Source organism: Pedobacter sp. Leaf250, assembly GCF_920984735.1.
Taxonomy (GTDB): domain Bacteria; phylum Bacteroidota; class Bacteroidia; order Sphingobacteriales; family Sphingobacteriaceae; genus Pedobacter.
In genome coordinates, this window is record NZ_CAKLBU010000009.1 from 36,278 (window position 1) to 59,936 (window position 23,659).

The 23,659-nt window shown below is 35.8% G+C and carries 21 protein-coding genes; 12 read left to right on the forward strand and 9 right to left on the reverse strand.

Translation table 11 applies throughout. From position 1 onward, the window contains the following. Positions 1–57: 57 nt before the first annotated feature. The 6 genes from LUA91_RS09735 to hemW form a co-directional block, all read right to left on the reverse strand. A complete protein-coding gene (locus LUA91_RS09735) occupies positions 58–1,044 on the reverse strand; it encodes a metallophosphoesterase (protein ID WP_231425856.1) in 987 nt (328 codons plus the stop codon). Between the two features lie 67 nt (positions 1,045–1,111). Then, the gene (locus LUA91_RS09740) at positions 1,112–1,726 is read right to left on the reverse strand and encodes a sugar O-acetyltransferase (protein WP_231425857.1); all 615 of its coding nucleotides are present in this window, start codon (positions 1,724–1,726) and stop codon (positions 1,112–1,114) included. Between the two features lie 163 nt (positions 1,727–1,889). After that, positions 1,890–2,768 (reverse strand): cupin-like domain-containing protein, encoded by an 879-nt coding sequence (locus LUA91_RS09745; RefSeq protein WP_231425858.1) that lies wholly within the window; start codon positions 2,766–2,768, stop codon positions 1,890–1,892. 131 nt (positions 2,769–2,899) lie between these two features. Next, a complete protein-coding gene (locus LUA91_RS09750) occupies positions 2,900–3,685 on the reverse strand; it encodes a DUF3050 domain-containing protein (protein WP_231425859.1) in 786 nt (261 codons plus the stop codon). A 437-nt stretch (positions 3,686–4,122) separates the two neighbouring features. After that, on the reverse strand, positions 4,123–4,905 hold the full coding sequence (locus LUA91_RS09755; protein ID WP_231425860.1) for an SDR family oxidoreductase: 783 nt from the start codon (positions 4,903–4,905) through the stop codon (positions 4,123–4,125). A gap of 67 nt (positions 4,906–4,972) precedes the next feature. After that, positions 4,973–6,103: a radical SAM family heme chaperone HemW gene (hemW, locus tag LUA91_RS09760; protein ID WP_231426016.1), complete on the reverse strand. Its 1,131-nt coding sequence runs from the start codon at positions 6,101–6,103 to the stop codon at positions 4,973–4,975. A gap of 98 nt (positions 6,104–6,201) precedes the next feature. Between hemW and LUA91_RS09765 the strand changes: the two genes are divergently transcribed. From LUA91_RS09765 to gldN, 6 genes are all read left to right on the forward strand, one after another. Continuing rightward, on the forward strand, positions 6,202–7,179 hold the full coding sequence (locus tag LUA91_RS09765) for a DUF4271 domain-containing protein (RefSeq protein ID WP_231425861.1): 978 nt from the start codon (positions 6,202–6,204) through the stop codon (positions 7,177–7,179). A 14-nt stretch (positions 7,180–7,193) separates the two neighbouring features. Then, positions 7,194–7,964: a uroporphyrinogen-III synthase gene (locus LUA91_RS09770; RefSeq protein WP_231425862.1), complete on the forward strand. Its 771-nt coding sequence runs from the start codon at positions 7,194–7,196 to the stop codon at positions 7,962–7,964. A gap of 222 nt (positions 7,965–8,186) precedes the next feature. Next, a complete protein-coding gene (locus LUA91_RS09775; protein WP_231425863.1) occupies positions 8,187–9,512 on the forward strand; it encodes an SUMF1/EgtB/PvdO family nonheme iron enzyme in 1,326 nt (441 codons plus the stop codon). Positions 9,513–9,557: 45 nt separating this feature from the next. Then, entirely contained in the window at positions 9,558–10,367 is an 810-nt protein-coding gene (gene gldL, locus LUA91_RS09780) for a gliding motility protein GldL (protein ID WP_231425864.1), read from the forward strand. Between the two features lie 41 nt (positions 10,368–10,408). Continuing rightward, positions 10,409–11,941 (forward strand): gliding motility protein GldM, encoded by a 1,533-nt coding sequence (gene gldM / locus LUA91_RS09785; RefSeq protein ID WP_231425865.1) that lies wholly within the window; start codon positions 10,409–10,411, stop codon positions 11,939–11,941. Positions 11,942–11,948: 7 nt separating this feature from the next. Further along, complete coding sequence (gene gldN, locus LUA91_RS09790; protein ID WP_231425866.1) at positions 11,949–12,857, forward strand: gliding motility protein GldN; 909 nt, start codon at positions 11,949–11,951, stop codon at positions 12,855–12,857. Positions 12,858–12,969: 112 nt separating this feature from the next. Here the strand turns inward: gldN and uvrC are convergent, their stop codons facing one another. The 3 genes from uvrC to LUA91_RS09805 form a co-directional block, all read right to left on the reverse strand. After that, a complete protein-coding gene (gene uvrC, locus LUA91_RS09795; RefSeq protein WP_231425867.1) occupies positions 12,970–14,802 on the reverse strand; it encodes an excinuclease ABC subunit UvrC in 1,833 nt (610 codons plus the stop codon). A 168-nt stretch (positions 14,803–14,970) separates the two neighbouring features. Further along, positions 14,971–17,193 (reverse strand): transglycosylase domain-containing protein, encoded by a 2,223-nt coding sequence (locus LUA91_RS09800; RefSeq protein WP_231425868.1) that lies wholly within the window; start codon positions 17,191–17,193, stop codon positions 14,971–14,973. Between the two features lie 108 nt (positions 17,194–17,301). Beyond that, positions 17,302–20,079, reverse strand: coding sequence for a gliding motility protein (locus LUA91_RS09805; RefSeq protein WP_231425869.1), 2,778 nt, complete (start codon positions 20,077–20,079; stop codon positions 17,302–17,304). A 110-nt stretch (positions 20,080–20,189) separates the two neighbouring features. Here LUA91_RS09805 and LUA91_RS09810 point away from each other — a divergent pair, with 110 nt between their 5' ends. The 6 genes from LUA91_RS09810 to atpH all read left to right on the forward strand — a co-directional run bounded on the left by LUA91_RS09810 (position 20,190) and on the right by atpH (position 23,627). Beyond that, the gene (locus tag LUA91_RS09810; RefSeq protein WP_231425870.1) at positions 20,190–20,411 is read left to right on the forward strand and encodes an AtpZ/AtpI family protein; all 222 of its coding nucleotides are present in this window, start codon (positions 20,190–20,192) and stop codon (positions 20,409–20,411) included. Between the two features lie 16 nt (positions 20,412–20,427). Beyond that, positions 20,428–20,937, forward strand: coding sequence for a hypothetical protein (locus LUA91_RS09815; protein WP_231425871.1), 510 nt, complete (start codon positions 20,428–20,430; stop codon positions 20,935–20,937). A gap of 14 nt (positions 20,938–20,951) precedes the next feature. Further along, on the forward strand, positions 20,952–22,118 hold the full coding sequence (gene atpB / locus LUA91_RS09820; protein WP_231425872.1) for a F0F1 ATP synthase subunit A: 1,167 nt from the start codon (positions 20,952–20,954) through the stop codon (positions 22,116–22,118). A 40-nt stretch (positions 22,119–22,158) separates the two neighbouring features. After that, positions 22,159–22,371: an ATP synthase F0 subunit C gene (atpE, locus tag LUA91_RS09825; RefSeq protein WP_029287406.1), complete on the forward strand. Its 213-nt coding sequence runs from the start codon at positions 22,159–22,161 to the stop codon at positions 22,369–22,371. Between the two features lie 86 nt (positions 22,372–22,457). After that, positions 22,458–22,952 (forward strand): F0F1 ATP synthase subunit B, encoded by a 495-nt coding sequence (gene atpF / locus LUA91_RS09830; protein ID WP_231425873.1) that lies wholly within the window; start codon positions 22,458–22,460, stop codon positions 22,950–22,952. Positions 22,953–23,087: 135 nt separating this feature from the next. Then, complete coding sequence (gene atpH / locus LUA91_RS09835) at positions 23,088–23,627, forward strand: ATP synthase F1 subunit delta (protein ID WP_231425874.1); 540 nt, start codon at positions 23,088–23,090, stop codon at positions 23,625–23,627. Positions 23,628–23,659 lie beyond the last annotated feature (32 nt).

A 23,659-nucleotide genomic window follows, 5' to 3' on the forward strand; every position in this document is an offset into this window, starting at 1 on the left:
TCCAAATGTTTTGCTTTGGAAATATAACAGTTAAAGTTGAGATATATAATGATGTAATTAATTCCCTACAAATTTCACATCGCTGAATACAAATTGCGTGGAAGCATCTGTTTTGGTTTTATTGTAATATGGAGAAAACATTTTGCCTGAAATGGTTCCGTTCTTGGTATCAATTTGGAGTAATCGCAAATATCCTCCACCACTATCTTCGCATTGATAATTTTGCAGGATGGAATAAATGGTGTTTCCTTGAGTGCCTACATCAGTGCGCTGTGCGGCATAACAAACATGGCCGCTCAAAACCAACAATAGGTTTTTATGGTTTTTTAAATATTTATTGAAAATATCCGAACATTTCATGTTCCCGTAACCTGCATTAGTTGTATTTATTTCTCCTGTAGGGGTTAAATGATAATGCGTTAGCACGATTGTATTATAATCTGGATAAACGGAAATTACACTATCTGCCCACTTTACAGCATTTTCTCTGGCACAGAATTCCAAATTAATAACCATCCATTTCTTAGCTCCTGCAGTAAACTGATGGAAAGCATTATCGCTTTTACCAGCCTCAAAAACACCTTTTTGAAGTTTAAAACGGCTGATTGGAAAAAAGGAATTAAATTTGGTTGTATTGCGTAAATTGGCATTTACATTGCCTGGAGCAGCGCTTCCGCTATTGGGTAGAACCGCACCTGTATCATGATTTCCGATAGCAATTACATAGGGAACATTGCGATCATCCAGGCGTTTCATGATATTGCTTGCATTTTGGTATTGAGGAATGGTATCAAAATTTACCAAATCGCCCACATGAAGTGCTAAAGGTATATTCAGGGAATCTCTTTTGTTGGCTATCCAATCGCATTGACTAACAAACATGGCCATTTTACCCGTTACCGCTTCTTGCGTATCAGGGAAAATGGGGATTACAAAAGAAGTATTTGAGGCTTCAGGCAGATTAGGCTGATTTTCAGGACTATCTTTATGCTTAGAACAGCTGAAAATAAAGAGTAAAATCAAAATATGAAACAGCTTTTTCATCTACATTTACTTTACCCTTTAACGAATGATAAATTAGTTTATTGTTGCAAAATGATTGATAGAAAAGCTATTCGCCAAGCTTAAAATCTTTGTAATAGAAATCTTTATCGGCATCGGTTATCTGGCGAATTACCCTGCAAGGATTTCCTGCTGCAAAAACATTATCGGGAATGTCCCTGGTAACAATACTGCCCGACCCAATAACTACATTTGATCCGATTTTTACCCCTGGATTAATTACTACATTTCCGCCAATCCACACACTGTTCCCAATTGTTACTTCCTGTGCCCATTCCCATTCCTGATCGCGTAAATGTGCATGCATTGGATGCCCTGCTGTATATATGGCTACATTTGGCGCAATAAAAACACTATTGCCAATGCTTACCTTGGCACAATCTAAAATCACCAAATTGAAATTGGCGTAAAAATTATCACCGATTTCAATATTGTAACCGTAATCACAACGGAAAGGTGGTTCTACATAAAACATCTTTTTTGTTTTGCCGAACAATTTTTTTAATAACTCTTTGCGTTGCTTGATAAATTTTGGTGCAAGATGATTAAACTCGTAAACGATCTCACGGGCTTTTAATCTTTCTTTTGATAATTCTGCATCGCCAGCCTGATAAGCTTTACCGGCAAGCATTTTTTGTTTTTCGCTTAATATATTAGTTTCCATTTATCAATTTTTGTAATGCTAATTTAAAAAAGAATTAAATATCTCATTAGACAATAGCGAAGTTATTTAGATAACAGCAAAAAAAAACGGAGCATCGTTTATGAATGCTCCGCTGAAATTGCTTTCCTGTAAAACTCTTTAACGAATTTTAGGATATATTTTTTTAAGGTCTACCTTTAGCGAGTGCTTTTTCAGCTATTTTAACTGCTTTCTTTTCTCTCCAGTTCGCATACTTTTCTTTGAAAGTCATTTTTATTAAACTGTCGATAGCTCCATGGGTAAATAAACTCCAAACGCTGGCCACTTTGCGGCTTATTGATTGATCCCAGGCACGTAAACTTAAAGAGAACGATCCATCTAGATATTTCATCCAGTGCCACATGCCTGTTGGCATAAATAAGGTATCGCCATGCTCCAAGAAAACTTCGTAACCTTCTACACCTTTTAAAGCAGGGAATTTTTCGAAGTCAGGGTTTGCAACATCGTAATCTTCTAAAGCATAAGTGGCATTTGGTAAACAGTATAACCTGTCTTTCCATTTGTTATCAAAAAGAACAATGTGTTTTCTTCCGCCAAAATGGGTGTGGAAAATATGCGGTAAATCGATATCATAATGTAAGAATGTTACCGAATTAGAACCGCCAAAAAACATAGCAGGCATACTTTCGATAAAACCACCCATCAAATCTTTAGGGATTTTTACATCATTAATCAAACTTGGTACTTTTTTAAATAAATTGAAGAAAAAGATTCTCAATTCAGTTGGTTCACGCTTAATTAAATCCAGATAATCGCCGAATTTCATGTGTGCTGTAGCGGCGTTGATTGGTTTTGAAGGATCTGCTTTAGAATTATCATATAAAGGAACTTCTAAATCGCCACCAATTTCTTTTAAATATTCGGTAGTCCATTTTTCTCTTGCCGGCCAATCTTTGGTGAGGCCTCTGATTACTAGCGGCTTTTTGGTTTTCAAATATTTTTTTTTGAAGTCTTCGGGAGTAATATTCTCGACGATATCTACAGGTTTTAATATGAAACTCATGCGTTTTAAATCGGTTATTTGTTGCCGAACAACAAATGTGTAAATTTTATTTTACAAATAATATATCTCTAATCAAATGTGACGCAATTTACTTAATTCTGAATTAGCATTATATTGATGTTCTGTTAACGCTAAGCCAATACTTTTCTGCCTGCAATTTCGGCGTAAGCTGCATCCCATAAATCGATGCGTTTTTGCAAAGCCTGCTTAGTTGTTTCTTCAGCTTCTGCCCAATAACCTTCATCTTTTTCGCAAAGTTTTTCTGTCATTGATAAGGCCAAATGACTGTGGTGATCTCCATCTACTTCAATATGACGTTCCAGATAATATTTAAAAATAGAAACCTTATCAGGTTGCGTACTATTTAAGTCGTTAACCATGCTAAAAAACATATTCGGAATTAAATCTTCGCGACCGAAAGTAAAACTTGCTGCCTGTAAATGTGCTTTATCGCTATTGATGGTTTCGAAAGTAGAACGAACGAAATCCCTCGCCGAAGGCGGAACTTGTGCAAGTTCAAACGCCATATCGAAATCTCTACCTTTTTGTAATGAAGCCAGGAAATTTTTTATTGGTGAAACATTGGCCCCACATTGAGCCATTGCATCTAAGTATAATTCGAAGTGGCTTTTAATGTTACCATCGGCGTCTACATCACTTTCTTCACCGGCAACAATTTCATTAATCAGTTGCCTGGTAACAGCATCGCCAACCGGAAACCAAGGTAAAATGGTACAGGTAAGTTTTATTTGTAAAGCTTTAAGCAACGACATAAAATCCCAAACGGCATAAACATGGTGTTCCATAAAAACCTGAAGATCTTCTAGCTCGCTTATAGCAGAATAAACTTTATGATTTATGATTTGCTGCCTCAAAGACTCGATGTTGTTCTGGATTTTTAAAATGTTGGGATGCATGTTCGATTTTAAATCTATGTACTGAATAATTTTTATTACAAGACCAAAATTAATCAGTTATTGATTGCAAAACTTATAAAGCTCAAAACGTGAAATACCGCTGACATAAAAATCCTATAACGATTAAATCGTATACAGATAACAATTTGAATTATAATAGGATTTTATGATAAATGGTTAATTAGATTCCCGCTAAAACAAAAATTCCCCAGTAATTTATCAATTAATGGGGAATATCATTTGTTTGGTTTATTATCCACTCATCCGAGGGGGAAAAAGTGTCATCCATAACTTTTCCCGGCTTAATTGCCAGATCTAATTTAAATTTAAATCAAATATTTTCATACAATCATTCGATATCAGGTACTTTTTCGCGTAAAAACTGAAAGGTTTATACTTAAATATGCTGAAGATTACTATCTATAAGATGTTATTAGTTAAATTACCTTTGCTTCGCGAACCTTTTTAGAGAAAATTTTTGGGAAAAAACGTTTCAACCAAATGGCTTTGATTTCTTTTCCACCAATATAAACTTCTTCTTTCTTTGCTTGAATAGCCTTGACCATTTGTTTAGCGCATTCTGCAGGAGACATCGCTTTTTCATGCGCATCACCCATAATGTTCAGAGGTTTCCCATCGCCAGTTAGTGCATTATAGGTTACATTTGTTTTGATAAATCCTGGGCAAACAATGGTAATGTCGATGTTTTTATCAAAAACTTCTGATCGGAGCGAATCGAAATACCCATGTAAAGCATGTTTGGAAGCTGAATATGCTGATCTTAGTTTGGTGCCGAATTTCCCGACCAAGCTGCTCACAATTACGATTTGTCCTCCGCCATTTTTTATCATTGAGGGTAAAACAGATTTGCTTAACGAAACTGTTCCCCAGAAATTGGTGTCCATAATTTGCTGCTCGGTTTTTAAATCAGTTTCCAAAGCCAGACCTCGCTGACTTACCCCGCCGCTGTTAATCAGCAGATCAATTTTGCCGAAGATTTTAATTGCATCTTCTGCTTTACTTTCCAATAATGAGGTTTCGCTCAAATCGAAAGGCAATACATGTACGTTAAAAGAATTTTGACAATTCCCCTTTACCCGAAATAATTCATCGCGATTGCGACCCGAAATAATGAGTTTATCTCCAGCTTTAAAATATTCGTAAACTAAAGCTTCTCCTATTCCTGAAGATGCGCCTGTTATCCAAACAATTTGTGACATATTTAAATTATTGAGAAATTAAAATGTGATTAACAATGCTGCTTGCTATTCTCTATTTAAAAATCATTCAATCATTAATAATAAACATTTCTGATGCAATATGATCTGCAAATAGTTTTCCGCTCTGGCTTAATTTAATCTTTTCTTCTTCAAAAATCAACCAATCCTTATCTTCAAAACTGCGAAGATTTTTTTTGGTTTCTTCAAAAAACTCTTTTCCGAAATGGTTTGATATTTTATTCAAATCCGTTCCCCACATAGTTCTTAATGATGTCATGATATACTCATTAAATCGATCATTCAAACTCAGCTCCTCTACGGTTTCTGCTAGCTTATTGCTCTCCAGTTTTTCCATATAGCTTGCATTATTCGCTGGATTCATATATCTGTTTTGTCCATCAAATCCGTGTGCCGATGGCCCGATACCAATATAGTTTATACCTTTCCAATAATTTGTATTATGAATGGCGTAGCGGTCTGGCTTTGCGAAGTTTGATATTTCATAATGTTCGAAACCAGAAGCCATTAATTTCCCCATTAAAATAACAAACTGTTCTGCACTTTGAGTATCGCTAACCTGGGTTTGTTTTTTATTTTTAATGGCATGAGCCAAAGCTGTTCTTGGTTCAACGGTTAATGCATAGGCAGAAATATGTGGTACTTCTAGTTCGATTGCCTTATTAATGTTGCTTAACCATTTCGCATCCGTTAAAAGTGGATAGCCATAAATAAGATCAATCGTCAGATTTTCAAAGCCAGCATCCTGACTTCTTTTAATACAATTTTCGGCCTCATCAGCATTGTGTGCCCTATTCATCCAGATTAAATCTTCGTTGTAGAAAGATTGGATCCCTACACTAAACCTATTTACCGGCAGTTGTTTAAGCTCTTTTAACTTTTGAGAAGTTAAATCGTCAGGGTTAGTTTCGATAGTAATTTCAGCGCCAGCATCTACAGAAAAGGTATGATTTATGGTATCAAAAATCTTTTGTAATGCTTCCTGCGATAATATAGATGGTGTTCCTCCACCGAAATAAATGCTTCCAACATGCCCTGAAATCCTGTCTTTTTTCATTCTGATTTCTTTGCAAATGGCATCAACCATTTCATCGGCATATTTTAACGAAGTGCTGAAATGGAAATCGCAATAATGGCAAGCCTTTTTGCAAAAAGGAATATGGATGTAAATACCGGACATTTGCGCCAAAGATACAGCATATTCCATATCCATTTATTTTCTTTAGGTAAACAATGATTAATCAATTACTTTTGCTTCCTTAATTTTGAATTCACTACATGCCGAAGTTTATTATCATTTTATTCGCAATTTTATTGTCGGCCAATTTTTTGTTTGCACAAGAAATTTCGAATAATACTGATTCTGCATCGGTTGTTAAAACTCAATTTAGAAGATATCGATTGGATTCGGCAGCACTCGCCAGGCAAAAATTTGTTACTGATTCTATTGTTAAGCATACGTGGGCCTTGCCCGATAGCTTGTTAAATAAAACCATTTTGCTGGATAGCGTTGAAAAGGAATTTCTCTTTCCATCACTTGATATTATTTCCTGGCAAAAAAAATATGAGCATCTAAAAAGAAAAGCAAATCCATATCAATTGGGTTCGCAAATTCCTAAAGGCAATGTAGGCTTACTGGGATTTATTTTTGCCATGTTGGTCATTTTTGCCATTTTGAAAAATGCATTTGCGAAACAGTTGTCAGCAATTGTGCAATCATTCTTCAGCAATCGGATTTTAAATAACATTAATAAAGAAGATAACCTATTCAGTTCCTGGCCATTTTTATTGCTGTTTGTGCAATTTGGTTTTGTATTTGGAATGTTTTTCTTTCTCGTTGCGCAGTGGCGGGATATGTATCAGGCGAAAGATGGATTTAAGTTTTTCTTCACCATTTCAATAACCATTATTTTATTTTATGCGCTAAAATTGGTTGTTTTAAGGTTTCTGGGATTCTTATTTAATGTTCAAAAACCAGTTGGCGAATACATCTCCATATTATACCTAAGTTATTTCAATGCGTCGCTGCTTTTTATACCCTTGGTGGTTTCTTTCGCATTATCGCCGCTAAAATATGGCGAAGTTTATATCGTATTGGCGGTCTTATTGTTAGGGGTTATTTTCGCTTTTCAATTGCTTAGAGCTGGAGTGACTATACTTTCTAATAATAAGTTTTCGAAAATGCATTTAATTTTGTACTTTTGCGCCCTCGAAATATGTCCTATTTTGATACTAATTAAAACGATAGGATTGTAGCAGGAAAAAGGAAAATGCAAGAAAAGAACGACTCTAGAATTCGCAAAGTGAAAAGTATTTTGGTTACTTTACCAAAACCTGAAACAGAAAAATCTCCTTACTACGACTTGGCCAAAAAGCACAATTTAAAAGTTGACTTTAGGTCGTTCATTCATGTTGAAGGAGTGCCAGCAAGGGACTTTAGGAAAGACAAAATCAACCTAGCCGATTTTACGGCTGTTATTTTTACCAGTCGCAACGCTGCCGATCATTTTTTTAGAATCTGTGAAGAAATGCGATATGATGTTCCTGCTGAATTAAAATATTTTTGTCTGTCTGAAACTATTGCTCTGTATCTGCAGAAATATATTCAATATAGAAAGCGTAAGATTTTCTTTGGTAAACAAACTGCTGCAGACTTAGCCGAAGTGTTAAAAAAGCACGCTAATGAGAAATTTTTATATCCTTGTTCTGATGTAGCAACAGAAGATACCATGAAGTTTTTGGAAAAAAGTGGTTATGATTTTACTCCAGCTGTGCTTTTTAGAACAGTGGTAAGTGATTTATCCGATCTTGCAGAGGTTTTTTATGATGTTATTGCCTTCTTCAGTCCTTCAAGTATTCAATCGCTTTTCAAAAACTTCCCTAATTTTAAGCAAAATAATACCCGTATTGCCGCATTTGGTGTAAATACCAGTAAAGCATGTGCGGATATGGATTTGATAGTTGATATTGCTGCACCAACCCCGGGTGTTCCATCAATGACAATGGCCATTGAAAACTATATCAAAATATCTAATAAATAATACAATCAATAATTTATTTTTAGTCAACACAATAAAAGCGTAACTTTACTGTTATAACAGGGTTACGCTTTTGTTGTAACAAGAATATTAGATCAAAATGCGGTTTAACTAACCGTATTTGCATTAAACAAACGATTTAACGTAAAATATTTGCAATTGTTGATTATTTCAATGATTTTTGATAAAATTGCTCCTAATCGTGCTTTGCACACTGTAAGAAATATGAAGAAAATCTACCTTCTAGCTATTGCGGGTATAACTGTTTTGCTAGCAAGTTGTGGCCATGGGGGTCAGGGCGAGCTAGTGGGCGCTTATAACCGGAAATTTAAAAATAACAGAATCCCTTTGGGCATGGTTTACATCCCGCCAGGGCATACACCACTCGGTGGTTCTGATGAAGATATTACCTTTTCGCAAAATGGACCGAGCAGGATGACTACCATTCCTGCCTTTTTCATGGATCAAACGGAAATTTCAAATGCTGAGTACCGCCAATTCACCAATTGGGTTCGCGATTCTATTGCAATTGCAATGATGGGCAATCCACAACAGTTTATGATCACTCCGAAAGGAAATGCTGCTACTGCATTAGGAGGTGAAAAGTATATAGATTGGAAAAAAGTTGGTACAAACGGCGTTAATATTTGGCGCAATAAAGGTAAAGGTGCAAATGGTGCCCAGGCCAGCCAATTAGATGGCATGTATTATTCTGGCTTGGATGCCCTTCCTGGCAAGAAAGAAATTGATGTTCGTAAGTTGGAATATTCATATGCAGAATTAAATATGGATAAAGCAGCATTGGGGCATAAAAATCCGAACAGTAAACGTCAGGATTATATAGATCGCTATAATATTGCTATTTATCCAGATACAATGGTATGGAAAACAGATTATTCATACTCAATGAACGATCCAATGGTTCGTGCTTATTATAGCCACCCTTCTTATGATGACTATCCAGTTGTTGGAGTAAGCTGGGAGCAGGCAAAAGCATTCGGACAGTGGAGAACAAGATTGTATGATGGCGTAGCGCAGGCAAGAAGAATGCCAGTAGGTTCAAGATCTGATTACCGATTGCCAGCAGAAACTGAATTCGAATATGCAGCAAGAGGTGGAAATACCAAAACGAAATATCCTTGGGGAGGCCCATATATCAGAAATACAAAAGGATGCTTACAAGCTAACTTTAAACCAGGACGTGGAGATTATTCTAGTGATGGTGGTATTTATACTGTTGGAGTAAGATCCTATTTCCCAAATGATTACGGCTTGTATAATATGGCTGGTAACGTATCTGAATGGACCATCACTGCTTACAATAAAGGCGCAGCTCCATTGCTACATGATTTGAGTCCAAACTTTACTTATGATGCAAATGCTGGAGATAGCAAATACAAAAAACGTAAAATCATAAAAGGTGGCTCATGGAAGGATACAGGATATTTCCTTCAAAATGCAGTTTCTACTTACGAATACCAAGATACACAAAGATCGTATATCGGCTTTAGATGCGTTTCCTCATACCCAGGAACCGATTTAAGAAATTAAAATCAAACCAAAACAACTAAAAACTAAGAAAAACATCAAAATTTTATGGCAGCAAAGAAACAACCAGGCTGGTTACACGTAGCAATTTCATGGGGAGCAAGTATCGTAATTGTAGGAGCATTATTTAAAATTCTTCACATTGGTGGTATTGTGGGTAACTATATGATTGGTATAGGTCTAGGCGTAGAAGCAATATTATTCTTCTTGACAGGATTTTTTCCGCCAGAACCTGAACCAGCGTGGGAAAGAGTTTATCCAGAATTAAAAGAAGATTACAAGGGCGAATTGCCAACAGTTTCTGCAAGACCAGTTGCTGCTCCGGTTTCTGCTGGAAACACAGCAGCTTTAGATAAAATGTTATCTGATGCTAAAATTGGACCAGATTTAATTGAAAGTTTAGGTACAGGTTTACGTACTTTCGGCGATAAGGTAGCTACCATCTCAAATGTTGCTGATGCGTCAACCGCTACAAACGAATTCACAAGCAAAGTAAAAACAGCTTCTGCTGGTTTTGATAATTTAAGTGCATCTTTTGAAAAAGCTACAGCTAATTTAAAAGCAATGGGCGATAGCAATGTAGATTCTCAAGCTTATCACGATCAGGTTAATAATTTAGCTAAAAATTTATCGGCATTAAATGCGGTGTATGAATTAGAATTACAAGATTCTAGCGCTCACTTAAAATCGATGAATAAATTCTATTCTAACTTATCATTAACTATGCAAAACTTCAACGAATCGATGGAAGATTCGAAACAGTTTAAAGAAGAGGTGAATAAGTTGGCTAAGAATTTGGCTTCACTTAACTCAATTTATGGCAATATGTTATCTGCTATGAATGGCCCACGTGTATAATTATCTAGTTTTTAATTTTTAATAAAAAAGCTACATAACACATGGCAGGCGGAAAAGAAACAACAAGGCAGCGGATGATCAATATCATGTATTTGGTATTGTTGGCTATGCTTGCCTTAAACGTATCAGATACAATTTTAGATGCATTCAAAAATATCAACGATAGTTTGGATACATCTAAAAACAATGTAAACACCAGTATTAATCAGTTATTTTCTGCTTTCGAAAACTCGAAGCTGAAAGAAGAACCGGCTCGTGCCCAACCTATTTACGAAAAGGCTAAACAAGCGCAGGCTGCGGCTGATGAACTGAACAATTACATTGAAAGTTTAAAAAAGGAATTTACAACAGCTGGCGATGGTATTGATCCGGAAACTGATGATTTGGTAAATAGATCTAACCAGGATATTGCCCAAAATATCATGATCAACCAAAAAAAGGCTGATGAATTAAAGAAAAGAATCAACGCTACTCGTGAGAAACTGATTTCTTTACTGGATCCTGCCGATAGAGCAACTGTTGCTTTTTCATTAGAGGCAAAAGATCCGGTTAGAAAAAGAAAAGGCAATTGGCAAGAAACTTACTTTGGTGAGGGAACGCCACTTACAGCTGCGATGACTATTTTAACTAAACTGCAAACAGATACTAAAAATGCTGAAGCAGAGGTTGTTAAAAAGTTGTTCGGAAATATGGATAAGGCACAGGTAAACTTAGATCAGTTTGCTGCGGTTGCGGTTGCGCCAACATCTTATGTAATCCAAGGGCAGCCTTATACTGCTGAAGTATTTTTAACAGCTAGTGACTCAAGATCAACTCCTGATATTACGGTTAATGGAAACAAGTTATCCATTAAAGAGGGTAAAGGAACTTATACCGGCGGTACAAGCAGTGTAGGAGAATTTACCTGGGTAGGTACTATTCGTGTGCGTCAAACTGATGGACAGGTAAAAGAATACAAAACACAGCCTCAAAAATATCAGGTGGCAAAACCATCGGCAACGGTTTCATCAACAAAAATGAATGTGATTTATGCTGGTATTCCTAATCCATTTACGGTATCAGCCGCAGGTTTTCCATTAGAAAGTGTTCGTGCTTCTATTTCAGCAGGATCGATGTCTGGTTCAAACGGAAACTATAATGTAAACGTTTCTGGCGGTCAGGTTGGAAGTGAAGTTTCTATTAACGTAAGTGCTACCAATGCTGGCAAAACAGTAAGTTTAGGCGCACAGAAATTCAGGGTTAAAGCTATTCCAAAACCAGTTGCTAAAGTTGGTGGAAGAGCTGGAGGTGACATTGCATCAGTTCAATTGAAAAGTGAATCAGAGATTGAAGCAGATTTAGATGATTTTCCTTTCGATGTAAAGTTTAAAATTCAACGTTATAAATTAACGATTATAAAACCACGTTCAGACGCGGTTACTATTTCTGGTAGTGGTGGAAGTTTTGCTGGCGCTGTGAAAGCGGCAATCAATTCTGTAACTCCAGGTACCAGAGTATTTTTTGAAGATATTGTTTCTGTTGGTCCTGATGGTCGCCAGAACGTATTACCTTCATTAGCATTCAGTGTTAAATAAGAAGAAGATGAAAAGGATTGTAAGCATCATTGCCTTGGCTTTATTTACTACGTTGGCTTTCGCACAGAAAAAACCAACTAAATTGGCTCCAAAAAAAGCTGCAGTTGCAACAGCACCAGTTGCTGATACCGTTGCAGCGCCAGTAAAAGTGGCCAAGAAAAAACTCAAGGTTCCACCAAAGGATGGTTTTTATGCCCGTAAAGATATTGATAGTACGGAAATGGTTCCTTTGGCTGATGTACGTGAGGAAGATGTATTTTATGCAAAACGTATCTGGAGAGAAATTGATTTAAGAGATACGGTGAATTCTGCATTGAAATCCCCAAAATCAAGATTAATTGATGTATTATTATCTGCAATTAAATCGGAAGAATTAACTGCTTATGCACCAATTGATAGTGTTTTGAATGAGGATGATGCTTTTAATACACCAATGACTGCAGATTCTGCAAGGATGGCAGCTGCAGGTACAGTGGAAGTTACAGACGCGAAAGCTGGTACGGTAAAAACAGTTGCTAATGACCTTAATCCAGAATCATTTTTAAAGTTCAGAATAAAAGAAGATTGGATTTTTGATGTGAAGCGCTCTATTTTTGAGCCTCGTATTGTCGGTATTGCGCCAATGAAATACAATGAGGTTTCGAAACAATGGCAACCTGTATTTTGGGTATATTATCCTGAAGCTAGAGAGATCTTAACCAAAAAACGTTTAGTCAATACCAATAATGATGCTTCATCACTGAGTTTCGACGATTTCTTCATCCGTCGTTTATTTAGCAGTTATATCGTTAAAGAATCGAATCCAGGAGATAATAAGCTGAGAGATATTATTGCTGATCCAAGACAGCGATTATATGAATCAGAAAGAATTAAAAAATCTGTTCTTGATTACGAACAAGGACTTTGGGAATATTAAAAAGAAAAGCTTCGATGAAAATCGAAGCTTTTCTTTTTTAGTACATCGTTATTTCTAAGCCCTAAGCAATCTGACTAATTTCTCTTATTAAAGATGCTCATGAAACTAAATATTAGGATAGATTTTCAGCGTCCCTTTCATGAGATTGTGGGGTAAAATAATCCTGTAAAGTAAGCATTTGTTTTTTGTTCAACACTTCGCTCAATTCTTTCTCGGTGGCTTCGCGAATCTTCTTTACCGATTTGAAATGTTTTAACAATTTATCAGCCGTAGTTTTACCAATGCCTTCAATTTGTTCGAGTTCAGTTTTTAAAGTTCCTTGATCACGTTTTTTACGGTGAAAAGTAATGCCAAACCTGTGGGCTTCATCACGTAACTGTTGAATTACTTTTAACGTTTCTGATTTTTTATCTAAGTACAATGGAAATGAATCGCCAGGATAAAACAATTCTTCTAATCTTTTGGCTATCCCGATCACTGTTACACGGTTTTCTATACCCAGTAATTTTAAACTTTTCATAGCCGACGAGAGCTGCCCTTTACCACCATCAATAATGATCAATTGAGGCAGAGGCTGATTTTCTTCCAGCATGCGCCTGTAGCGACGGAAAACAGCTTCTTCCATGGTAGCAAAATCGTTTGGCCCTTCAACGGTTTTCACGTTAAAATGTCGGTAATCTTTTTTAGATGGTTTTGCATCCTTAAAAACTACAATAGCTGACACAGGATATTTTCCCTGAAAGTTGGAGTTATCAAAACATTCAATATGCTTCGGCAATTGGGTTAAGCGCAAATCATTTTGCATTGTGGTTAAAATGCGGTCTGTTCTTAAATCGGGATTTAGTTTCTCGTATTGGTTAAGTTTTTCCTTTTTGAAAAACAGTACATTTTTTTGTGATAACTCTAAAAGTTTCTTTTTTTCACCAAGTTTTGGAACGGTAAACTTAAGCGTTTCATCTTCTAACGAAAGCTCAAAAGGAACTATAATCTCTTTCGAAGTGCTGTTGAATTTCGTTCTAAATTCTAACATTGCCGTAATCAAAAGTTCATCATCACTTTCATCAAGCTGTTTCTTAATCTCTATGGTTTGTGTTTGAATGATGGTTCCATTCATCACTTTTAGGTAATTAACAAATGCATAACGTTCATCAGAAGCAATGCTTACCACATCCACATTAGTAATGGCGCTGTTCACCACTGTAGATTTACTTTGATATTTCTCTAAAACCTGAAGTTTCCGCGAGTATTGGTGCGCTAATTCAAAATTTAATTCTTCTGAAGCTGTTTTGATAATACTCTTAACATCGCGGATTACATTACCGATTTTACCATTTAAAATCTCTTTAATTTCAACAATATTCTGGTTGTAATCACTTTCAGATTGATAAGCCTGGCATGGCCCTTTGCAATTACCAATTTGATATTCCAAGCAAACTTTAAATTTCCCTTCGGCAATATTTTTATCGTTTAAAGGCAAAGTGCATGTTCTTAATGGATATGTCTCTTTGATCAAATCCAAAATGGTATGCATCATGCCAATAGAACCATACGGACCAAAATATGTTGATCCATCTTTTATTACTTTCCTTGTCCAGTAAATTCGTGGGTATTGTTCATTTTTAACAATAATCCAAGGGTAGGTTTTATCATCCTTTAAATTGATGTTAAATTTTGGCTGATGCTTTTTGATCAGGCTATTTTCAAGCAGCCACGCATCAATTTCGGTATCAACAATGGTGAATGTGATCTTCCTGATTTTGGAAACCAGCACCCTCGTTTTGCCATTAAATTGCTGTTTATCACTGTTAAAATAGGAGCCAACCCGATTTCGAAGATCCTTTGCTTTTCCAATATACATCAACTTTCCATCCACATCCCAATATTGGTAAACGCCTGGTTTATGCGGAATAGCTGTTAATGCTGTCTTATGGTCAAAAGTGCTCATCAATTACAAAAATAGCATTCAGTAGGGTAAATTCTTATTAAAACCTATATTGATGGAAATAAACTGAACTTTATTCGTTCCTAATTCTTCATTGATAACGGATCAGTCAATTCCAACAATCCGGCAGCCAATAAAAAATTTCCAATACTTTCTTTCAAAAGAATAGATTTAGAAACCCAATTTTTCATCAAGTTCAGGATTGGTTTCTTCTTCCTGTTGCTGATATTGGTTACAATCATAAGTGATTGATACACCAGATTTCGGTGCTTCAAAATCGGCATGACTTATTTTTAAAGCCGGGTTGGCATAAACACGCTTTATAAAACCAGCAAAGATAGGAAGTGCCGTATTCGCACCTTCACCTTGATTGGTACTAATAAAGTGAAATGCCCTGTCCTCACAACCTGTCCATATTCCCGTAACCAACTGTGGAGTTATGGCCATAAACCAACCATCAGAGTTGTTTTGAGTGGTACCTGTTTTTGCTCCAATTGGTGCATTAACTTTATACTTATAATTTAATCTAGACCCTGTTCCGTTCGATACTACGCCTTTTAGCATTCTCGTCATCACATAAGCTACTTCTTCACTCATAATAGGTTTAGGGATTTCTTTTTGTGAGAAAAGCAACACACCGTTTTTATCTTCAATCCTTAATAAATAAACTGGCTTGGTATAAACACCTTTATTTGCAAACGCACCATAAGCACCAACCATATTATAAATAGAAGAATCGAATGTTCCTAAACAAATGGACGGATATGCCGGCACATTTGGAATGCCCATTTTGGTAGCCAGATTGGAAACTGCTACCGGACCTACCTGTTTCATTAAATAAGCAGTAACATAGTTTTGCGAATATGCCAAAGCTTTTTGTAACGTAATACTTCCTGCCAATGGCTTTCCAGAGTTTCTTGGTGTCCAATTTTCGCCATAACCTTCAATAGTTACAGGTGTATTAGAAACGGTATAACAAGGTGAGTACCCGTTTTCAATTGCCACTGCATAAGTAAATGGTTTCGCTGTCGAGCCGACTTGCCTGGTTCCCATTTTTACCTGATCGTATTTAAAATGCTCATAATCAATTCCACCTACCCAGGCTTTAACGTGTCCGTTTGTTGGGTCCATCGTCATCATGGCATTACGCAACAGCATTTTGTAATACCGTACTGAATCAATAGGTTTCATTACGGTATCAATATCACCTTTCCAGGTAAAAATTGTCATCTCAGTTTTTGTGTTGAAATCTTCCTTTATCTCCTCATCAGATTTTCCTTCTAATTTTAGAGATTTATAACGATCTGATCTTTTTACACCTTGTTCAATTTGTAGCTCTTTGCCTTTAAATGGATTTCTCCCTTTCCAGCTGCTGATAAATTGCGCTTGTAAAACCTTCATGTATTCTTTTTGTGCAGCTTCTGCATATTGCTGCATATCATAATTTAAGGTGGTGTAAATTTTTAAACCATCACGGTCCAAATCATATGGGGTACCATCTGGTTTTACAATACCCTGCTCTTGAAAAATGGTTTTGATATCGTTTTTTAAAACTGATCTGAAGTATGGTGCAATACCATCATTTACAGTTGCAGCATTGAATTTTAAGCCTAATGGTTTCTCTTTTTCCTCATTAAAATCTTGTTGAGTAAGTAGCTCCGATTTCACCATCATGGCTATTACTGTATTTCTCCTTGTTCTTGATCGCTCTGGATGGCGAGTAGGCGAATACATTGTAATTCCCTTTTGCATACCTACCAATGTAGCTGCTTGGGTTAGGGTTAATTTATCTGGTGTTGTATTGAAATATACTCTGGCTGCTGATTTTATACCGTATGCCTGATTACCGAAATCGACAGTATTTAAATACATGGTGATAATTTCTTCTTTTGTATAATTACGCTCTAGTTTTACGGCAACAATCCATTCTTTAAACTTGGTTAATACCAAAGAAAAAAAGTTGAGGTTAGATTCACGTGGGAAAAGATTTTTGGCCAATTGTTGCGTTATCGTACTTGCGCCTTGTTTTTTGCCAATTAAATTGTAACCAATTATGGTGAAAGTACGCTTAAAATCAATTCCTGAATGATCTTTGAAACGGGTATCTTCTGTTGCAATTAAGCCATTGATCACATTTTCTGATATATCCTTATAGCTAACGTTCGATCTGTTCTGAACAAAATAGGTACCTAACGGGCGACCATCTTCTGCAATAATTTCTGATGCCTGATTACTTTTCGGGTGCTCAATATCTCTGAAAGATGGTAATTCGCCAAATAGACCCAGCCCGATCATGGAAATGAAAATGGCGAAGAGTGCTATTCCACCTATCAATATTTTCCAGATGATTAAACTATATCTTTTTGTTTCTTGTGCAGAAAGGGATTTATTCATTTTGTGTTGTTATTAATTCAAAAGCTTAGCAAATTGAAAGCCAATTGGCATCAAATTTATTAAAATTTTGATGAACTCATTTTTTAACCCTCTACGAGAGTTTAAGCACTACTTATAATTGTCTTTCAAAAACTCTAGGTACTCATTAATGCGATCTCTACTGTTCAACTTCTCGAAATTTTCTTTACTGATGATAAAACCTCGGTATAGATTTGCAGGGACTTTCATTATATTCTTCAATTGTCCAGCAATACTAGATTCATAAATTTTGGCGTCTTCCAAATCAATAAAACTGGTTACATAAATCAATTGGTTATTATCTAACTCGACCAATTTGTGCGCCAAATCATTATCCGGATAATTTCCACGATTAAACTGGCCAATACCAAACCGCGATGAACTCAATGTTAAAGTCGCATCTGCTACATCGATAACATAATAATATTCATTTGAAGTCGCTGAACTAAAAATGCTGGCTGGTTTTACTACATCAATTGGTTTAACCTCATCTGTTTTCTCAGCAGGTTTTGTTACAATTTCTACTGGTTTAACTTCTGCCGCTGCATTAATGTCTGTGTTAAGGGGCTTTGCGGGCACAGCTATTGGTTTTGCCTGACTAACAAAACGAGGCTCGTTGGAATCAAAATCGATTAATGCAACTGGGCGTTGTTTAAACTCTGCCAGGTTTGCATCAATATATTTTAAATGATCGCGTACTAGCGGTGTAACAATTAAATCGTTTGGATATAATGCGGTAATTGAATTAAATTCAGCCAATAATGGATCAAGTTTCGCTGTACGGCCAACTGCAATTGCTTTTAAATAGGCATACTGCGGGGCTAAATCATTGCCAGGAAATGCACTTACATTATCATTGGCCTGTTTAATTACGCTTGGATAATCTTTTTTAGCATAAGCTTCGAAAGCAACATTGTAGTTGTTGTTTGCAATATTTTCCATTGCGCTTTGTTTAGCCGAAAATGATGGGTCTAAAATCGTTTTGGCGTAATTCGATTCCGGATATTTCGTCAAAACCAATTGCCTAAACTCATTCGATTTGTTTTCATCAACACCCTTATTGTTTAAATATAAGCTGTAATAAATGGCATCAAGGTGATTATTGTTAGGGTATCTTATTAATAATTCAGCATAAATTTTGTTAGCCTCATTTTTATCATTTAATTCCTGCTGATAAAAACTGGCTATCTCAAAATAGGCATCAATAATTTTCTGATCAGACGCTAAAAGTAATTCTGGTGTGAGGGGCAGGGCATCTAAATATTGTTTTTCTATTGAAGTTTGATCAGTGGAAGTTTGGTTATTTGTTCCGTTTGCAGGTGTGATGGTGTTGGCAACATTGCCACCAGACATCACTTGCGCATTTTCTTGAGCTGATGACCTTTGGCTTTGGCGCCAGTTATCTTCCAGTTGCCTGTTGCCCCAACGTTTCTTAAAATCTGCAAATCCATTACTTATTGCTGCATTATTGTTAAAATAAAAAGTATTGCCCGAGCCAGCTTGAGGAGCATTCAGAGTTTGATTGGGAAAATCGGGATTATCGAGTGACTGATTATTTGAAATCTTAACATTTGCTACCTCAACCTTTGGAGTTAAATAGGCTTTAACTTTTGCCTCACGCTCTGTTAATGGCAATTTCGCGATCATTTGAGCAGTATCTTCTTTCGAAATTATCGTATACCGATCTGTTAAATATTGAAGGTTACTTGCCTTTTTTACAATGTTATCATAATCTGCAAAATTTTTAGGCATGATCAAAACTGTACTATCGTAATATAGTTTTGCCTTGATGTAGTTATTGAATTCCTTAAAATTTAAGTCGGCAATTCTTAAATAAGATAATGCTTTTTGAGTTTGATTCTTCGTACTCTTTTGAACAGATTTTAAATAGTTTTCTTCAGCCTTGGCAAACTTACTATCTTTCGAGAACAATTCTCCAACCTGATAATATATCTGATCCGTATAGTCGAAATTTTTATCATCTTTTAATAAAGCCAATAAAGCTTTGTCTTCATCAACTTTGTAACCACTAATAAGGGCTCTAACTTTAATGCGTTGCAAATTTGCATGGAAATACATTTCAAATGGTGCATTACTATTTTCAACTTTGGTATAATTGATAAATGCATTTTGTAGATCATTATCCTGTTCCTGCAATTGTGCCAAAATATACCGCCAACGGATGCGAAGTTGTTTATCATCGCCTAATCTAACAGCATTTTCGAGTAACATAATGGCCTCTTTATTCCTTTTTTGATAGATCCTCATCTGGGCTGTAGTTGCCAGAGGCTCGGCGATATCTTTTTTTAGATTGTCGGCAGCACGCAGCATGGTATCTAGAATCTTATCAGCAACAACCATGTTATTCAACTCCATTTGGCTACGGGCTTTCCAATTCATAGCCATAATAAAGGTTTTCAAATCATTATTGTATGCCTTAGCTACGTAATCAAAATATTCTGAAGCGATGAAATAGTTGCCTTTTAAATAGTTCGCCCTACCCAAAAGCATATAGGCATCATCAATATAATTACTGAAACTTTTATCATTGATGATGGTTTGTCCTTTTGTAATTACATCATCCAATTGCTTGTTTGGCGCACCAGGAGTAAGTATTAAATTTCTTTGTGGTTCTGGATCGAGATAAACGGGCAGTATTTTTTCGTAATTGTCAGGGTAAGTTTGCAATAAGCCCTCGTTGTATTCGGTAAGTAAAACATTTGAGTTATAGATATAGTTATACCTGGCCGTAAGATTTTGAAACTTACGATCGATAGCAGTATCTTTATTTGCTACGCAGCCAAAAATAAAAAGTAGGCTGATAAGAAAAATGAAGGGATTTATAGTTTGGTTTGAGTATTTTTTCAAGTATGATAAATCGCGTTAGTGGATATATAATAAACAAAATTTTAACAAAAATATTTTATTTGGGGCCAAATTTCAATTATTCAAAGTTAACTTAATTATTGCATTTATAAATGGAAAATCCTAAAGAAGAAGAGACAACAAAAAAAGTTAATACAGCTGCAAAATATTCAGCTATAGGCTTCCAAATGATTGCCACCATCGGACTTTTAACTTTTATCGGTTACAAGATAGATGAGAACAGGAATAGCAAAACCAAAATAATTACTGCCGCATTTGCGTTGGCTGGCGTTGGCATAGCACTTTATCAAGCCATAAAGCAAGCTACCAGATAGCTTGTTGTATGAAGTGATGAATTATTTTCTGAATGGGTTTAACGATTTAAACTCTTTAGAAATCAAACTATTTAGCAATATTTCATCCTTAAATCCTATCTTTGCCAAAGTTTTTAATTGCAAAGAAATTATTCCCTTGACGCTAACCAAGTTTACAAGCATCTACTTTATTTTTGTTGGAATATTGATCGCTATTATTGCGGTTTTACCCAACATTTTTCCTGAGAAGCAAATTTTGGTTAAAAACTTTTGGGTGATTTTTGGCTTTATGGCTGGTATCACCTACATCGCATATATGCTTGTTGATATCGGAATAAAACGCGATCCGGAGGTAGGTGTAATGGCCATCATGGGATCAATTGCAGTGAAGATGATTTTTTGTATGGCTTTTGTGCTGGTTTACAGTATAAAAGCAAAGGGAAACGGGCTACTTTTTACACTAAATTTTTTTTCTGTGTATTTATTGTTTACAGCCTTTGAAATATACTGTTTGTTGCGTAACTTGCGCCACCAAAATTTAAAGTAAAAAACTGCCAATAAATGGATTGTAACCAAGTTTTTGTGTCGAAAGTTAAGAAGGTAATCTTTGTTTTTACGCTTTTAATCGCGTTTTTATCTATCAGAAATAATACTTTCGCCCAGGTTGATAGTACTATTGTTTCTCCTGATAGTGTTGTAGCTGAATCTGCTCACGCAGTTTCTGGTGAACATGGAGCTACAGAACACGGAGAAGAAAAATTCGAGCCTACGAAAGTAATTATGGAGCACATTGCCGATTCACATGTATGGCATTTGTGGGGACATACTTCAATTCCTCTCCCAGTAATTTTATATACTTCTGGAGGTTTGGAGGTTTTTTCTTCTGCTCACTTCCATCACGGTGAGCACGATTATCAAGGTAAATACAATAAATATCGTTTAGTAACAGGCTTAAAGCAAAGCATGACTAAAGATATGTTCAACAAGAACATCAAAGTTGTAGGCGCCGATGGCCAAATCGATGAAGCTGCTTCCGATACGGTGATTGATTTTTCGATTACTAAAAATGTAGCGGCAATGTTTATTGCTATTATTTTAATTGTTATTATTTTCGCGTCAATAGCAGCTAGTTACAAAAAACGTGTAGGTAAAGCGCCAAAGGGTTTGCAATCTTTCTTAGAGCCGGTAATTATTTTCGTTAGAGATGATATTGCAAAACCAAATATTGGACATAAGTATGCTAAATTCATGCCTTATTTGTTAACGATATTCTTCTTTATATTGTTCAACAATTTATTAGGCTTATTTCCAATTTTTCCAGGTAGTGCAAACGTTACAGGTAACATCGCTTTAACGTTTGTTATGGCAACAGCCACCATGTTAGTGGTTAATTTAAATGGTAACAAATACTATTGGAAACATATTCTTACGCCTGATGTTCCTTGGTGGTTATATCCAATTATGATTCCGGTAGAACTTATTGGTATCATTTCGAAGCCATTCGCTTTAATGGTTCGTTTGTTTGCAAACATTACTGCTGGTCACATTATCGTATTGAGTTTAATATCGCTGATATTTATTTTTAAAACATTGGCTATCGCTCCGGTTTCAGTAGCATTCGTTTTGTTTATGGATGTTTTGGAATTGTTGGTGGCATTTTTACAAGCATTTATTTTTACATTATTGTCTGCCCTATTTATCGGTATGGCGGTAGAGGAGCATCATTAACAGAAAACTATTTTTTACAAATTATATAATTAAATTAGTTATGGTAGGTTCAATCGCGGCAATTGGTGCCGGTTTAGCAGTAATTGGTGCCGGTATCGGTATCGGTCATGTAGGTGGTAAAGCAATGGAAGGTATTGCTCGTCAGCCTGAGGCTGCATCAAAAATTCAAACTGCAATGATTATTGCTGCTGCCCTTATTGAGGGTGCTGCATTATTCGGTGTGGTAGTTGCATTATTAGGCTTAGGCGTTTAATAGCAATTTAGAATTATTAATCGGGAATTCAACGATTGGTTGTTTTCCCGATTTTAACGAAAAAATCAATAAAAAAAATATAAAAAATGGAATTAGTTACCCCGAGTATTGGATTGGTTTTCTGGACGGCATTAGCTTTTATCTTCTTATTACTTTTACTTAGAAAACTTGCCTGGAAGCCAATTTTAGGAGCTATCCACGAGCGTGAGCAAAGTATTGATGAAGCTTTGAATAAAGCTGAATTGGCTAAACAAGAAATGGCTCGTTTAACTGCTCAAAATCAAGATTTGATGCAACAGGCACGTGCTGAACGCGATGAAATTTTGAAAGAAGCTAAAACTTTAAAGGATAGTATCTTAAACGAAGCTAAAAAACAAGCACAAGTTGAAGGTTCGAAATTGATTGAGAAAGCAAAAATCGAAATCGAAAACCAAAAGAAAGTTGCTTTGGCTGAAGTGAAAGATCAGGTTTCTACTTTATCATTGGAAATTGCAGAACGTGTTTTACGTGGCCAATTGGATGATAAAACAAAGCAAGAAGCTTTAGTAGCTAATTTGTTAAAAGACGTTGAATTAAATTAAGTTTTAAAGTATAAAGTTTAAAGTAGAAAGTTCAGGGTTTAGAGTTTAAAGTTTAAATTGAACGATTTGATATTCAATTTTCAGCTTCGACTTTCGGCTTTCAACTTTTAACTTTCAACTTTCAACTCAAAAAATATGTCAGAAATTAAAGTTGCAGGCAGATACGCCAAATCATTAATCGACCTAGCTGTTGAAAACAACGGTTTAGCTGAATCGTACAATGATATGGTTTTGTTTGAAAAGGTGGTTGATGAAACGCCCGAACTAGAAGCGATATTAAAAAATCCAATTGTGCCTTTAGATAAAAAGGTTGGTATTTTGAATGGAATTTTTGCTGACAAAGTAGGTAAACTAAGCCTTACTTTTTTTAAAATAGTAGTAAATAAAGGCCGTTCGGCAATCTTATTTTCTACAGCAAAACAGTTTATCAAACAATATAACCAAATTAAAGGAATTGTTACTGCTGATGTAACTACAGCAACAACTTTAAGCGATACTGCCAAGGCACAGATTATTGAAACTGTTAAAAAAGAATTAGGCGCTAATGAGGTTATCGTTAATGAGAAAATTGACGAGAAGCTAATTGGTGGTTTCATTCTTAAGGTAGGTGATAAACAATTCGATGCAAGCATTGCCAGCGGATTAAATAAACTAAGAAAAGAATTTGCGCAGTAAGCGCTAGGTGATAAGCGTGTAGCGATAAAGCA